Source organism: Kineococcus rubinsiae (assembly GCF_011839805.1).
Taxonomy (GTDB): Bacteria; Actinomycetota; Actinomycetes; order Actinomycetales; family Kineococcaceae; genus Kineococcus; species Kineococcus rubinsiae.
In genome coordinates this window covers 101784-115206 of the sequence record NZ_VWPY01000007.1, presented here as the reverse complement: position 1 = coordinate 115206, position 13423 = coordinate 101784, and the positions used below count along the sequence as shown (strand labels likewise).

The window sequence follows — 13423 nt, the reverse complement described above, 5'->3', positions numbered from 1 at the left end:
GCGCGCCGGGCACCGATGTCCGTCGGGGCGGTGCGCCCCACGGGGCGGGCGGGAGGTGCGACGTGACCGGCACGGGAACCGCGGGAGACGGTGCCGCCGGCCTGGCCGCCGCGGTCCCCCGGGCCTCGGTCGTCTTCGACGTCACCGTGTTCGTGCTCGGCGCCGCCGCGGCGCTCGAGCGCGCGCGGAGGTGGTCGGACTCCGGCGCCCACCACGAGCTGCTGCCGGCCCTGGCCGTGTGCCTGCCGCTCGGCTGGGTGCTCTCCCGGTTCCCCATGCGCGTGAGCCGCGGTGCGGACGGGGTCGCCGTGCCCTTCGAGTCGCTGCTGCTGGTGTACCTGCTGACGACCGTGCCGCGGGCGACCGCCGTGCTGGCGTGGAGCGTGACCGTCGTCGCGGCCTACCTCACCGATCGCCTCGACTGGCAGACGCGGCTGGTCAACACGGGCTCGGCGCTGCTGTCGAGCGTCGCCGCCACCCTGGCCCTCAGCGCGGTGGCGGGCGACCAGCCGGTCTCGGCCCGCCAGCTGCTCGCCGTGCTGACGGGCGCCGGGGCGTACTACGCCTGCGACTACGCCGTCTCGGCCGCGTCGGTGAGCACCTCCCGGCGCGGCTCCTGGTGGCGCGAGGTGCGCAACCCGGGCGGCCTCCTGGGGCTGGCGCTGTTCCTCGTGGTCGCGACGCTCGGCTACCTCGCCGCGGCCGTCCAGCTGACGATGCCCGCGTGGACGGCGCTGCTCATGCTCGTGCCCATCCTCGCCGTCGTGGTCGCCGCCTCCGCCTCCCGGACGTCCGAGGACCGCCGCACGCAGCAGCACCAGCTGTTCCGCGCCTCGGTGGAGGTGCACGACGCGTCGACGCGCGAGGACCTGCTGGACGCGCTGCAGCGCCACGGCGCGGCGGTCGTCTCCTCCGGCCGGCTCGCGATCCGCGGCACGCCCCCGGGCGCCGGGGAGGTGGGCCGCAGGCTGCCCGCGGCCGACCCCGCCCTCTGGCTCGTCACGGGGATCCCGAGGTCCCAGGCGAGCCGGCGCTACGACGAGGCCGCGCTGGAGTCGCTCGCCTCGCTGGGTGCGGCGGCCCTGGAGCGCGTGGTCCTCACCGAGGCCGTCGAGCACCGCGCGGGGCACGACGAGCTGACCGGGCTGCCGAACCGGCGCAGCCTCGCGACCCGGCTGGCCGCCGCGCTCGCCCCCGGTGCGGCGGGCGGCGGCGCGACCGTGCTGTTCGTCGACCTCGACGGGTTCAAGACCGTCAACGACGAGCTGGGGCACGCGGCGGGCGACGAGCTGCTGACGGCGGTCGCCGGGCGGCTGCGCGAGGCCGTGGGCGACGGCGGCACCGGCCACCGCCTCGGCGGGGACGAGTTCGCCGTCCTGCTCGCCGGGCAGGACGTGGCCGTCGCGGCCGGTGTCTGCGACCGCGTGGTGACCGCCCTGCGCGCGCCCTTCGCGCTCCTCGCGGGCCCCGCGACGATCGGCGCGAGCGTCGGTGCGGCCACCGGCGCCCCCGGGGACGACCCGGACGCGCTGCTCTCCCACGCCGACCGCGCGATGTACCGCGCCAAGCGCGCCGGCGGCCGGCGCGCCGTCCTCGCGGACCGCGAGCCCGCCCCTCAGCCCTCCTCGAGCTCCCCCGAGGAGCGGTAGGAGCTCGTCAGCGCGTCGATCCGCTCCCGGCCGGCCGCGCCCACGCGGTCCAGCACCGCGTCGGCGAGCACGCAGACCGTGGTCATGGCCGCGCCGTAGTCGTCGAAGGCGCCGCACCCGTCGACGGGTACCTCGAGGCGGTGGGTGGCCCGCGGCACGTGCCGGCGGGCCCCCGGGTCGACGAGCAGGACCGTCGGCACGCCCGCGTCCAGGACCAGGTCGACCACGGCCCCGAACCCCGCCGGGCGCCGGCGGAACCCGACGCAGACGACCGCGTCGCCCGGCCCCAGCTGCGCCAGCTCCTCCCCCACCGACTGCCCCGGCTGCGGGGCCAGCGCGACCCGCGGGCGCGCCTGCAGCAGCTGCTCGCGCAGGTGCAGGGCGACGGGGTAGCTGTTGCGGAAGCCCACGACGACGACCTGGGCGGCCGACGCGAGCAGGTCCGCGACCGGCCCGATCACCGCCGGGTCCAGCGCCGCCCCGGCGCGCGCGAGGTTGGCCTGCGCAGCGCCCACGTGGGCGGCGGACGGGTCGGCGGCCGGCCGGCCGGGCACGGGGACGCCCGCGGCCCGCAGCGACCGCGCCCGGTGCCGGGCCTCGGCGAACGTCTCGAAGCCGAGCCGGCGGAAGAAGCGGCTCACCGTGGCCTTCGACGCCCCCGACAGGGACGCCAGCTCCGCGGCGCTGTACGCCGCGAGGTCGTCGAGGTGGTCCAGGACGACGCCCGCGAGGTGCCGCTCGACCGGCCCCATCGTGTCCCACGACGCCTCGATGAGGGCTTCGAGACGGCGGTCCTCCGCCGCGTCGCCGGGTGGCTCGGCGCGGGGGTGGAAGCCGGGCCGCGCCCGGGCCTCGGACGCGGGCGTCTCGGCGGGCGGTGCGGGAGTCGGGGCGGGGGGGCGGGTGTCCACGGGTCTCAGCGCGCCGCGGAACGCCGGCGGGCCAGGTCGCGCACGGCCGCCTCCAGCGCGTCGAGGCCCAGGCCGACGTCGTCGAGGGTGACGGCCTCGGCCGGGTGGTGGCTGATGCCGTCCTCGCAGCGCACGAACAGCATCGCCACGGGCGTGATCGCCGCGACGGCCATCGCGTCGTGGCCCGCGCGGCTGAACAGCTGGACCGGGTCGTCGTCGCCCGTGGCGGCGATGCCCGCGACGACGGACTCCGTGAGCCCGGCGTCGCAGTAGACGCCCGGGGCGCGGTGCGTCTCCTGCAGCTCGAAGCCCAGGCCGCGCGCCGCGCACGTCTCGCGCGCGTAGGCCTCGATGCGGGCCACGAGGTCGTCGCGCGTCGCGTCGTGCTCGGCGCGCACGTCGAGGGAGAACTCGACGAGCCCGGGCACGACGTTGACGCCGCCGGGGTGCGCCTGCAGGCGGCCGACGGTGGCGATGCCGCCCGTCTCGACGGCGAGCCGCTCGAGGGCGACGACGACCTGACCGGCGCCCACGAGCGCGTCGCGGCGCTTGGCGTACGGGGTGCCGCCGGCGTGGCGCGCCTCGCCGACGACGCGGCCGGCGAACCGGCGCGCGCCCGCGATGGAGGTGACCACGCCGAGGGCGCGGCCGGCGGCCTCCAGGTGCGGGCCCTGCTCGATGTGCAGCTCCAGGTAGCCCACGAGGTCCTCGGGGCGCCGCGCCGCGTCGGCGATCGCGGCCGGGTCGAGGCCGAAGGCGGTCGAGGCCTCGCGCAGCGTGGTGCCCGCGGCGTCGGCGACGTCCCACCAGCCGTCGAGCCAGGTGCCCGCCACGGCCCGGCTGCCGAGCAGGGCGGTGCCGAAGCGGGTGCCCTCCTCGTCGCCGAAGGCCACGACCTCGACGGCGAAGGGCAGCTGCGCGCGGTGCGGCGCGAGGCGGGCGGCGACCTCGATCGCCGTCACGACGCCGAGGATCCCGTCGTAGCGCCCCGCGTCGGGCACCGTGTCGAGGTGGGAGCCGAGGACGAGCGCGGGCAGGCCGGGTTCCGCGCCCTCCAGGCGGCCCCACTGGTTGCCGGCCGCGTCCTGCCACGTCGCGAGGCCCGCCTCGCGCAGCCAGCCCGCCGCGACCGCGTTGACGCGGGCGTGCTCGGCGGACAGGTGCACGCGCTCGATGCCGTCGGGGCTCGCGGAGACCGCCGCGAGCTCGTCGCAGCGCCGCAGCAGGCGCTCGGCCGCGGCGCGCGTCGCGTCCCCCGGCGCGGCGGGGACGCTCACGCGTAGACCTCCTGCGCCGCCAGCACCCCGCCGCCCACGGGCACCGCCGCGCCCGCGGCGCGCAGCACCTGCTCCAGCGCCGCGAGGGTCACGAGCACGGCGTCCTTGCGGGCGTTGTAGCCCATGGTGCCGATGCGCCAGGTCTTCCCGGCCAGCGGCCCGAACGACGTGCCGATCTCGATGCCGTAGTCGCCCAGCATCCCCGCGCGCACCGCGTCGCCGTCGACCCCGTCGGGGATCCAGACCGCCACGACGTTGTTCATCTTGTGCGCCGGGTCCCCGAAGACCCGCAGCCCCAGCCCCTGCACGCCGGCCAGCATCGCGCGGCCGTGCAGGTGGTGGCGGGCGACGGCCGCGTCGAGGCCCTCCTCCAGCAGCAGCCGGGCGCACTCGCGGGCGCAGTAGAGCATCGTCGTGGCCTCGGTGTGGTGGTTGAGGCGCTTCTCGCTCCAGTAGTCCATGACCATGGCGAGGTCGAAGTAGTTCGACCGGATGCGGGCCGCGGGCGGCGCCGCGCCGTCCTCGGCGTCCGGGTCGGCGCGCAGGCCGGCCTCGGTGCTGCGGCGCGCGCCGATGACGTCGACCGCTCGCGGGGACAGGCTGATGGGCGCGCTGCCCGAGGGCCCGCTGAGGCACTTCTGCAGCCCGGCGGTGACCGCGTCGACGCCCCAGGCGTCCATCTCGAAGGCGTTGCCGCCCAGCGACGCCGTGACGTCGACGTAGAGCAGGGCGCCGTGGCGGTGGCAGACCTCGCCGACGCCCTCCAGCGGCTGGTTCATCGTGGTCGAGGTGTCGCCCTGGACCATCGCGACGAGCTTCGGGCGCACCTCGCGGACGGCGTCCTCGAGCTGGGCGAGGGAGAACACCTCGCCCCACGGCACCTCCCGGACGTGCACCTCGGCACCGCACCGCTCGGCGATCTCGCGCAGCAGGTGGCCGAAGCGGCCGAAGACCGGGACGAGCACGCGGTCGCCCGGGCTCAGCAGCGACACCAGCGCGGCTTCGATCCCCGCGCGCGACGTGCCGTCGACGAGGAACGTCTGCTGGTTCTGGGTGCGGAACACCGACCGGTACAGCGCCATCGTCTCGTTCATGTAGGCGGTCATGGCCGGGTCGTACTGCCCCAGCAGCTGCGCCGACATGGCCCGCAGGACGCGCGGGTCCACGGTGATCGGCCCCGGCCCCATGAGCAGGCGGGGCGGCGGGTTCACGGGCAGCGCCGGACGGATCGTCTGTTCCACGGCGTCATCCTATGCAACGATCGTTCCACTGACCACCCCCGCAGCGACCCGACCCGGAGGACCCGTTGGCCCCGTCCGCGCCCCCGCCGCCCTCCCCCGCCGCCGTCCCCGGCCTGCTGGCGGCCGCCGCCCGCTACGAGCGCGCGCTGCGCGAGGACGACCTCGCGGTCCTCGACGAGCTGTTCGCCGACGGCCCCGCGACCCTGCGCGCCGAGGGCGGCGCGGCGCTCGCGGGCCACGCGGAGATCTCCGCCTTCCGGGCCACCCGCGGCGGGGCCCCGCCGCGCGCCGTCCGCCGGGTGCACGTCCGCGCGCTCGGGCCGCGGGACGCGGTGACCGTCACCGAGACCGAGCGGCGCGACGGCGGCTCCGGGCTCCAGACGCAGGTGTGGCACCGCGGCGAGCAGGGGTGGCGGATCACGACGGCCCACGTCTCGGGCGCCCCCGCTCCCGCGCCGACCGGCCCACCGGCCGACGGCGGTCCCGCGACCTGGCGCGTGCCGCCCCCGGCGGACGGCCCGCTGGTCGCCGGGTCCGGTGCCGGGCCCCTCGCCGGGGTGCGCACCGCGGTGAAGGACCTCGTCGCCGTCGCCGGGCAGCGGGTCGGGGCGGGCGTGCCCGGCTGGCTCGCCGCGGCCCCCGTCGAGACGGCGACGGCCCCGGCCCTGCGGGCCCTGCTCGACGCGGGCGCGCAGGTGAACGGCCTCGCGCAGACCGACGAGCTGGCGTTCTCGCTGCTGGGCACCAACGCCCACTACGGGACACCGCCGAACCCGGCCGCGCCCGGCCGGACCACCGGCGGGTCCACGAGCGGCCCGGCGGCCGCCGTCGCCGCGGGCAGCGCCGACCTCGGGCTGGGCACCGACACGGCCGGCTCCCTGCGCGTGCCCGGCTCCTTCTGCGGGCTCCTCGCCTGGCGCCCGACGCACGGGGCCGTCGACACCGCGGGCGTCCTGCCGCTGGCCCCGTCCTTCGACACCGTGGGGCTGCTCGCGCGCGAGGCCGGCGTGCTGCACGCCGCCGCGCGGGTCCTGCTGGGCGGGACCACGGGAGGGGCGGCGGCACCCCGGGCTCTGCTGCGCAGCGCCACCCTCACGGGCCTCGCCGAGGCGCCGACGGCGCTCGCGGTGGACGCCGCGCTCGCCGCGCTGTCGGTGCAGACGGGCCTGCCCCTGCTCGACCTCGACGACGACTTCACCCCCGCCGAGGTCACGGCGTGGACGGCGGCCTTCCGCACGGTCCAGGCCGCGGAGGCCTGGGCGGCGCACGGGTCCTTCGTCGAGGGGAACCCCGGCGCCCTGTCCGCGCCGGTGGAGGGGCGCTTCCGCGCGGGTGCCGGGGTGAGCGCCGCGGCGGTCGACGACGCGCGGGCCGTGCTGCGGGGCGTGCGGCAGCGGCTGGACGCCGTCCTCGCGCAGGGCTGGCTGGGCCTGCCCAGCACGGCCGCCCCCGCCCCGGCCGCGGACGCCTCCCCGGCGGAGCAGGACCGCGTGCGCGCGGCCACCCTGGCGCTGACCTCGCTGGCCTCGGCCGCGGGCGTCCCGGCGCTCGGCCTGCCGTGGGGCCGGGTCGGCGCGCTGCCCGTCGGCCTGTGCGTCCTCGCCCCGCGCGGCGAGGACACGGCGCTTCTCGGCCTGCTCGGGCAGGTGGTGCCCGGCCCGGCGGCATGATGGGCGCCATGGCCCTGCTGTCGTCCGTCGCCCTGGTGCTCGCCACCCTGGCGGGGTTCCTGCACGTGATGATCTTCGTGTTCGAGTCGGTGCTGTGGACGACGCCGCGGGTCCGGGCGATCTTCGGGACCGGCAGCGAGGAGGACGCGCGCGCGACGCAGTTCCTCGCGTTCAACCAGGGCTTCTACAACCTGTTCCTCGCCGTGGGCGCGGTGCTCGGCGTCCTGCTCGTCCTGCTCGGGGTCACCGAGCCGGGCTGGACGCTCGTGGTCGCCTCCTGCGCCAGCATGCTCGCGGCCGCCACGGTGCTCGCCGTCACGGGGGCCGCCCACCGCGGCAGCGCCCTGCGGCAGGGCACGCTGCCGCTGCTGGCCCTGCTCGCCGCAGGGGCCGGCCGGCTCCTCTGACGCCGCGGGCCCGCCACCCCCTGGGGGGTGACGGGCCCCGAACTGCGTGCGGGGAGGGTCAGAGCAGGTGCTGCGCCTGCTGCAGCGTCGTGCGCAGGATCCGCTCCATCTCGTCGAACTCGGCCTGGCCCGCGGTCAGCGCCGGCGCCACCTGGATGACGGGCTCGCCCCGGTCGTCGGGACGGGCGTAGAGGCCGTTGGCGAACAGCGCGCCCGGCAGGAACTGCTTGATGAGCAGTTCGCGCTCGGCCGGCCCGAACGTCTCCTTCGTCGACTTGTCCTTGACCAGTTCCAGCGCCCAGAAGTACCCGTCACCGCGGACGTCGCCGACGATGTCGAGGTCGAGCAGCTTGCGCAGCGTCGTCTCCAGCGCAGCCTCGTTGTCCAGCACGTGCTGGTTCAGGCCCTCGCGCTCGAAGATGTCGAGGTTGGCCAGCGACACCGCGGCCGAGACCGGGTGCCCGCCGAACGTGTAGCCGTGGGGGAAGAAGTTCTTGCCCTCCAGGAACGGCTCCATGATGCGATCGGAGGCGATCATCGCGCCGATCGGGCCGTAGCCGGAGCTCATGCCCTTGGCGCACGTGATGATGTCGGGCTGGTAGCCGAACTTCTCGCAGGCGAACATCGTCCCGTGCCGGCCGAAGCCGCAGATGACCTCGTCCGAGACGAGCAGGACGTCGTGGCGGTCGCAGATCTCGCGGACGCGCTGGAAGTAGCCGGGCGGCGGCGTGAAGCAGCCGCCGGAGTTCTGCACGGGTTCGAGGAACACCGCAGCGACCGTGTCGGCGCCCTCGAAGAGGATCGCCTCCTCGATGCGGTCGGCCGCCCAGACGCCGAACTCGACGGGGTCGGTCGGGGCACCCATCCGCTCGGCGCGGTAGATGTTCGTGTTCGGCACGCGGAAACCACCCGGCGTCAGCGGCTCGAACGCCTGCTTCATCATCGGCAGGCCCGTGATGGCCAGCGCCCCCTGCGGGGTGCCGTGGTAGGCGGTCGCCCGGCTGATGACCTTGTGCTTCATCGGCTTGCCGGTGAGCTTGAAGAACTGCTTGGCGACCTTCCAGGCGCTCTCGACGGCCTCGCCGCCGCCCGTCGTGAAGAACACGCGGTTGAGGTCGCCCGGGGCGTAGGAGGCGACCCGGTCCGCCAGCTCGATCGCGGGTTCCGTCGCGTAGCCCCAGACGGGGAAGAACGCGAGGGTCTCGGCCTGCTTGGCCATGACCTCGGCGAGCTCCGCCCGGCCGTGCCCGACCTGCACGACGAACAGCCCCGAGAGGCCGTCGAGCACCTTGTGGCCGTGCGAGTCCCAGATCCAGGCGCCGTCGCCCTTGACGATGACGGGGGCGGCCTTGTCCTGGTAGGCGCCCATCCGGGCGAAGTGCATCCAGAGGTGGTCGCGGGCGGCCGTCGACCTGCGGTCGGGTTCGGCGGGTGCGCCGGCCTGCTCGGTGACGGTCACGGGGGTTCCCCTCTCGGTGCTGCGGGTCGTGCGCGGCGCCTGCGGCACCGCTCCCAGCGTGACTCCTCCGGCGGCTCCGGCGGAAGCGACGGAGTGTCAAGGCCGGAGCGCTGTCACCGACGTTCCGTCGGGTGCGTCGCTAGGCTGGCGCGGTGCCGCTGACCGTCGCCGACGTCCTCGCCCTGCCGGTGCTGGCCGCCGGCGGACCCCGCGTGCGCGCGGGCGGGACGGGCCTGGCGGCGCAGGTGCGCTGGGTGCACGTCAGCGAGCAGACCGAGGTGGCGGGCACCCTCGGCGGCGGCGAGCTGCTGCTGTCGACGGGCATGGGCCTGCTGGAGCCCGGCTTCGACGCCGGCCGCTACCTGGCCTCGCTCGCGGGCGCGGGCGCCGTGGGCCTGGTCGTCGAGCTCGGGCAGCACGTGCGCGCGCTGCCCGAGGCCCTCGTCCACGCGGCCGCCGCGGCGCGCTTCCCCCTCGTCGAGCTGTCGAAGGTGGTGCGCTTCGTCGCCGTCACCGAGCAGGTGCACGCCCGGATCCTGCACGAGCAGTACGAGCGGCTGCGCTTCTCCGAGCTCGTGCACGAGACGTTCGCCTCGATGAGCGTGGGCGGCGCGCGGGTCGCGGAGGTGCTGGAGCAGGCGAGCGCCCTCACCGGCCGCGTCGTCGTGCTCGAGGACCTCGGCCACCACGCCGTGGCGTTCGCCGGCGGCGGGCCCGCGCAGGAGGTGCTGCTGGACTGGACGGCCCGCTCGCGCCTGGTCCCCGTGGCCGCCGGCACGGCCGTCGGCGGCCCGCAGCGGTGGCTCACCACCCCGGTCGGGGTCGTCGGGCAGCGGTGGGGGCGCCTCGTCCTGCCCGAGGACGTCGCCCTGCAGGACAGCACCTCCGCGGGTCCGGGCGGCGCGGGCGGTCCCGGCGACGCCCCCCAGGTCGAGCTGGTCCTGGAGCGCGCCGCGGAGACCCTGACCATCGCCCGGCTCCTGGACCGCGAGGCGCCCGAGCACCGCGGCGACATCGCCCAGGAGGCCCACGAGAGCCTCCTGCGCGACCTGCGCCGGGGCCGGCGGGCCGACGAGGCCGAGCTGCGGGCCCGGGCGCGCGCGCTCGGGCTGCCCCTGCGCGGCGGGTTCGCGCCGGTGGTCGCGCACGTCCCGGGCGAGGGGACCGCGGGGGGCCCCGAGGGAGACGCGGCCACCGCGGACGCAGCCGAGCGGGCGCTGGCCGAGACGCGCACGGCGGGCCTCGTCGGGGTGCTGGAGCCGGGGCTCGTGGGCGTCCTCGTCAGCGCGCCCGTCCCCGAGCTGGCGGGCGACGTCCTGCCCCGCCTCGCCCGCGCCCTGCTGGAGGTGGAGCGGCGGCTGGGCCTGCCCGCGGCGACGCTCGGCACCGCCCCGCCCGGGACGACGCTGACGGCGGCCGGGGAGGGCTTCGCCGAGGCCGGGCACGTCGCGGTCGTCGCGGCATCGCTGCCCCACCACGACCCCGCGGTTCCCTACCGCGCGGGCGACCTCGGGGCCCGCGGCCTGCTGTGGTGGCTGCGCGACGACCCGCGGCTGCAGGGGTTCGTCGAGGCGCACCTGGCTCCGCTGCTGGCCGGACCCGACGGTGAGGAGGCGCTGGCCCTGCTGCGCGCGCACCTGGAGTGCTCGGGGTCGATGACCCGCCTCGCCGCCCGGCTGCACCTCAGCCGCCCGGCGACCTACGGGCGCGTGGAGCGGCTGCGCGCGCGCCTGGGCCGCGACCTCGACGACCCCGAGACGCGCCTCACGCTGCACCTCGCGGTGCTCGCGCACGGCCAGGCCCGCCCCTGAGGCGCTGAGCTCGCGGCGTCCGGCCTCCGTCCGCAGAGGCCGGCGTCAGCCGGCCACCCGCACCGGGGCGGTCAGCAGCTCCCCGACCGGGTCGGCCGCGAGGTCGAGCAGCTCACCGCGCCGCCACGTCCCGCGGACCGCGCCCGTGAGCGTGCGCCCGTCGTAGGGCGTGACCTTGTTCTTGTGCTGCAGCGCCTGCGCCGCGACGGTCCACTCCTCCTCGGGGGCGAAGACCGCGAAGTCCGCGACGCAGCCGGCCGCGATGCGGCCGCGGTCGCCGAAGCCCGCGAGGTCCGCCGTGGCCGCGGACATCCAGCCCACGACGGTCTCGAGCGGGACGCCGCGCTCGCGCGCCGCGGTCCAGACCACCGGCAACCCGATCTGCAGCGACGCGATCCCGCCCCAGGCGGCGCCGAAGTCGCCCGCCTCCAGCAGCTTGAGCTCGGCGGTGCAGGGCGAGTGGTCGGAGACGACGCAGTCGATCGTGCCGTCCAGCAGGCCGCGCCAGAGGGCGTCCTGCTCGGCGCGGTCGCGGATCGGCGGGCAGCACTTGAAGGGCGTCGCGCCGTCGGGCACGTGCCCGGCGTCCAGGGCCAGGTAGTGCGGGCACGTCTCCACCGTGAGGCGGGTCCCCGCGGCCTTGGCGGCGGCGACCTCCGCGAGCCCCGCGGCCGAGGACAGGTGCACGACGTGGGCGCGGGCCCCGGTGCGGGCGGCGGCCTCCGCGACCGCGCGCACCGCGAGCGCCTCCGCGCGCGGCGGGCGGGAGTCGACGAAGTCCGCGAAGCGCGGGCCACCCGCGTTCGCCGCGGCCGCGATCTCGTCGGCGTCCTCGGCGTGGGCCAGCAGCAGCCCGTCGAACCGGGCGAGCTCGGTCAGGGCCTCCTCGAGGCCGGCCGCGTCCAGGGCGGGGAACTCCTCGACGCCCGAGTCGAGCAGGAAGCACTTGACCCCGAACACCCCGGCCTCGTGCAGCGGCGCCAGCTCACCGGCGTTCCCGGGCACGGCCCCGCCCCAGAACCCGACGTCGACGAAGCAGCTGCCCTGCGCCGCAGCGCGCTTGACGTCCAGCGCGGCCGGGTCGAGCGTCGCAGGGACGCTGTTCAGCGGCATGTCGAGGATCGTCGTGACGCCGCCCGCGGCGGCCGCGCGGGTCGCGGAGGCGAAACCCTCCCACTCGGTGCGCCCGGGTTCGTTGACGTGGACGTGGGTGTCCACGAGGCCCGGCAGCAGCACCTCGTCGTCCGCGAGGACCACCTCGCGCGCGGCGTCGACGGCCGCGTCGAACCCGCTCACCGCGACCACCCGGCCGCCGCGCACCGCCACCGCGACCGACCGGAAGGCCCCGTCGACGAGCGCGCGCCGCGCCCGCACCACCAGGTCCACCGGTCCCTGGAACTCTGCGTCCCGCCCCGCCAGGTCCACCGGTGCCTCGAACTCCGCGTCCCGCTCCGTGCTGCTCACCGCTGCTCCTCGCTGCCGTCGACTCGTCGCCGCGCCCGCCGCAGCGACACCGGCAGGGGCGGGTCGGGCCACTCCCGGGTCCGCACCCGGTCGGACAGGTGCCGCTGGTGCTCCGCCGCGACCGCCAGCAGCCGGCCGGCGTCGCCCGCCGCGAACGCGGCCAGCATGGCGGAGTGCTCGCCGTGCAGCGTCGCCGCCTCCTCCGGGCCGAGGTCCTCCATCGGGCGGTACGGCTCCGTGAGGTCCCAGACCCGGTCGAAGACGCCCAGCAGCCGGGGCATGCCCGAGGGGCGGGTCAGCGCGACGTGGAAGGCGCGGCTCCAGCGGTGGTACTCCCGCTCGTCGCCCGCGAGGACCGCGCGCTCCAGCGCCTCGTGCGCCGACCGCGCGGCCAGCACGTCCGCGGGGCCGCCGGTGGTCACGGCCACCGCGAGCGCGGCGAGCTCCAGGGTCCCCCGCACCGAGAACAGCTCGGCGAGCTCGCCCTCGGCGAGGCGGGAGACGGTGTAGCCGCGGCGCGGCAGGTGCTCGACGAGCCCCTCGCCGACCAGCGTCATGAGGGCCTCGCGCACGGGGATGCGGCTGACGTCGTGCTCGCGGGCCAGCACGTCGACCTCGAGGTGGGTGCCCGGGGCGACGCCGCCGTCGACGATGGCCCGGCGGATCGCGTCCAGCACGGGCCGGGGCCCGGCGGGGGCGTCAGGGCGTCCCGCTGCGGCGCTCGCCACCCGTCCCCCGTCCCCCCGCCGGCCGCGACACCGGCCAGCCCGACACCCGCTTGGGCCGGGGCGCAGCGTAGCTGCGCACCTTGGACGTGCTCAGGCCCAGCGCGACGAGGGACTCCGCGAGCCGCACCGCGGCCGCGACCCCGTCGACCACGGGCACGTCGAGGGCGTCGCGCACCGCGTCGGTGACCCCGGCCATCCCGGCACAGCCCAGGCAGACGACCTCGGCGCCGTCGTCCTCCACGCAGCGCCGCGCCTGCGCGACGAAGGCCTCGGCCGTGCCGCGCGGGTCGGCCTCCAGGTCGAGCACGGGCAGGTCCACCGCGCGGACGCCGCTGCAGCGGCCCGCCAGGCCCGCGAGCCGCAGCCGGTCCTCGATGGCGGGCGCCGCGCGGTCCAGGGAGGTGACCACCCCGAACGTGCGGCCCAGCAGGCACGCGACGTGGGCCGCCGCCTCGGTGATGTCCACGACCGGGACGTCGAGCAGGTCCTGCAGGCCCTCGCGGCCGTGCTCGCCGAACCCCGCGAGCACGACGGCGTCGCAGGGGCCGTCGTGGGTGACGACGCGGTCCATGACCGCGACCGCCGACAGGTAGCTCTCGAAGTTCGACTCGACCGACTCGGGCCCGAAGTGCGGGGTGAGCGCGACGATCTCCGTCCCCGGCCCGGCGGCGGCCACGGCGCTCGCGCGGATCGTGGCCGTCACGGCCTCGGAGGTGTTGACGTTGACGACGAGGATCGTGCAGGCGGCCGCCCCCGCCCCGTCCGCGACGGCGGACGGGGCGGGGGCGGCCAGCTGCAGGTGGGGC

At 77.2% G+C, this 13423-nt stretch carries 11 protein-coding genes; 4 read left to right on the top strand and 7 right to left on the bottom strand.

The window, feature by feature from the left end:
- The first annotated feature begins 62 nt into the window (after nucleotides 1-62).
- Nucleotides 63-1649, top strand: a complete 1587-nt coding sequence (locus F1544_RS25760) for a diguanylate cyclase domain-containing protein (RefSeq protein ID WP_167583433.1) — start codon at nucleotides 63-65, stop codon at nucleotides 1647-1649.
- Here F1544_RS25760 and F1544_RS06490 read toward each other — a convergent pair.
- From F1544_RS06490 to F1544_RS26180, 3 genes are read right to left on the bottom strand one after another with little or no spacing between them, the layout of a single operon-like run.
- Nucleotides 1616-2560 carry a MurR/RpiR family transcriptional regulator gene (locus tag F1544_RS06490; protein WP_208971384.1) on the bottom strand — a complete coding sequence of 315 codons (945 nt, stop codon included), beginning with the start codon at nucleotides 2558-2560 and terminating at the stop codon, nucleotides 1616-1618. The two genes, F1544_RS25760 and F1544_RS06490, sit on opposite strands and share 34 nt — an antisense overlap.
- A gap of 5 nt (nucleotides 2561-2565) precedes the next feature.
- Complete coding sequence (locus F1544_RS06485) at nucleotides 2566-3837, bottom strand: allantoate amidohydrolase (protein ID WP_167583430.1); 1272 nt, start codon at nucleotides 3835-3837, stop codon at nucleotides 2566-2568.
- Nucleotides 3834-5024, bottom strand: a complete 1191-nt coding sequence (locus F1544_RS26180; protein WP_167583527.1) for a pyridoxal-phosphate-dependent aminotransferase family protein — start codon at nucleotides 5022-5024, stop codon at nucleotides 3834-3836. Before F1544_RS26180 ends, F1544_RS06485 begins: the two co-directional genes overlap by 4 nt.
- A 119-nt stretch (nucleotides 5025-5143) precedes the next feature.
- Here F1544_RS26180 and F1544_RS06475 point away from each other — a divergent pair, with 119 nt between their 5' ends.
- On the top strand, nucleotides 5144-6748 hold the full coding sequence (locus tag F1544_RS06475; RefSeq protein ID WP_167583428.1) for an AtzH-like domain-containing protein: 1605 nt from the start codon (nucleotides 5144-5146) through the stop codon (nucleotides 6746-6748).
- Nucleotides 6749-6765: 17 nt separating this feature from the next.
- A complete protein-coding gene (locus F1544_RS06470) occupies nucleotides 6766-7155 on the top strand; it encodes a DUF1304 domain-containing protein (RefSeq protein ID WP_167583525.1) in 390 nt (129 codons plus the stop codon).
- A 58-nt stretch (nucleotides 7156-7213) separates the two neighbouring features.
- Here F1544_RS06470 and F1544_RS06465 read toward each other — a convergent pair whose 3' ends face one another.
- Nucleotides 7214-8614 carry an aspartate aminotransferase family protein gene (locus F1544_RS06465; RefSeq protein ID WP_167583426.1) on the bottom strand — a complete coding sequence of 467 codons (1401 nt, stop codon included), beginning with the start codon at nucleotides 8612-8614 and terminating at the stop codon, nucleotides 7214-7216.
- A 152-nt stretch (nucleotides 8615-8766) separates the two neighbouring features.
- Here F1544_RS06465 and F1544_RS06460 point away from each other — a divergent pair, with 152 nt between their 5' ends.
- On the top strand, nucleotides 8767-10425 hold the full coding sequence (locus tag F1544_RS06460) for a PucR family transcriptional regulator (RefSeq protein ID WP_167583424.1): 1659 nt from the start codon (nucleotides 8767-8769) through the stop codon (nucleotides 10423-10425).
- A 45-nt stretch (nucleotides 10426-10470) separates the two neighbouring features.
- Here F1544_RS06460 and allB read toward each other — a convergent pair whose 3' ends face one another.
- Genes allB through F1544_RS06445 form a run of 3 tightly spaced genes read right to left on the bottom strand, consistent with a single transcriptional unit; the run spans nucleotide 10471 to nucleotide 13353 of the window.
- Entirely contained in the window at nucleotides 10471-11844 is a 1374-nt protein-coding gene (gene allB, locus F1544_RS06455) for an allantoinase AllB (protein WP_208971402.1), read from the bottom strand.
- 41 nt (nucleotides 11845-11885) lie between these two features.
- The gene (locus F1544_RS06450) at nucleotides 11886-12566 is read right to left on the bottom strand and encodes a GntR family transcriptional regulator (RefSeq protein ID WP_208971381.1); all 681 of its coding nucleotides are present in this window, start codon (nucleotides 12564-12566) and stop codon (nucleotides 11886-11888) included.
- Nucleotides 12567-12588: 22 nt separating this feature from the next.
- Nucleotides 12589-13353 carry an aspartate/glutamate racemase family protein gene (locus F1544_RS06445; RefSeq protein WP_167583521.1) on the bottom strand — a complete coding sequence of 255 codons (765 nt, stop codon included), beginning with the start codon at nucleotides 13351-13353 and terminating at the stop codon, nucleotides 12589-12591.
- Nucleotides 13354-13423: the final 70 nt, after the last annotated feature.